At 49.8% G+C, this 466-nt stretch carries 2 tRNA genes; both read right to left on the bottom strand.

From position 1 onward, the window contains the following. Positions 1 to 107: 107 nt before the first annotated feature. Positions 108 to 183: transfer RNA gene (locus tag OGX98_RS00035), tRNA-Ala, on the bottom strand. A 105-nt stretch (positions 184 to 288) separates the two neighbouring features. Beyond that, positions 289 to 365, bottom strand: a tRNA-Ile gene (locus tag OGX98_RS00030). Positions 366 to 466 lie beyond the last annotated feature (101 nt).

Here is a 466-nt window from a genome sequence, read left to right as displayed (position 1 = left end):
GTGTCGTTTCAATTTTCAGCTTGATCCAGATTTTTAAAGAGCAAAACTTCGCAGTGAACCTTTTCAGGTACACTCTGAAGTTTTCTTGGTATTTTTGCAGTAAGTAATGGTGGAGCTATGCGGGATCGAACCGCAGACCTCCTGCGTGCAAAGCAGGCGCTCTCCCAGCTGAGCTATAGCCCCATCGAAGTCATCTCGTTCACCTCAATTCGTTTCCGGGCGCGGCGTGGCGAAGCGAAGCATACTGAAGTATGCGAGCTTTGGCACAACAAAGCGCGGGAGCGAATTTGGTAGGCCTGAGTGGACTTGAACCACCGACCTCACCCTTATCAGGGGTGCGCTCTAACCACCTGAGCTACAAGCCTGCAGAGATTTCTTACTGCTAATTTTCATCAGACAATCTGTGTGGACACTACAAGGAACGGTTCTTTAAGGTAAGGAGGTGATCCAACCGCAGGTTCCCCTA

The sequence above is a fragment of the Citrobacter sp. Cm046 genome (assembly GCF_030333065.1).
GTDB classification, from domain to species: domain Bacteria; phylum Pseudomonadota; class Gammaproteobacteria; order Enterobacterales; family Enterobacteriaceae; genus Citrobacter; species Citrobacter murliniae.
The sequence above is the reverse complement of the archived record's forward strand: the minus strand, read 5'-3'. Positions and strand labels throughout refer to the sequence as shown.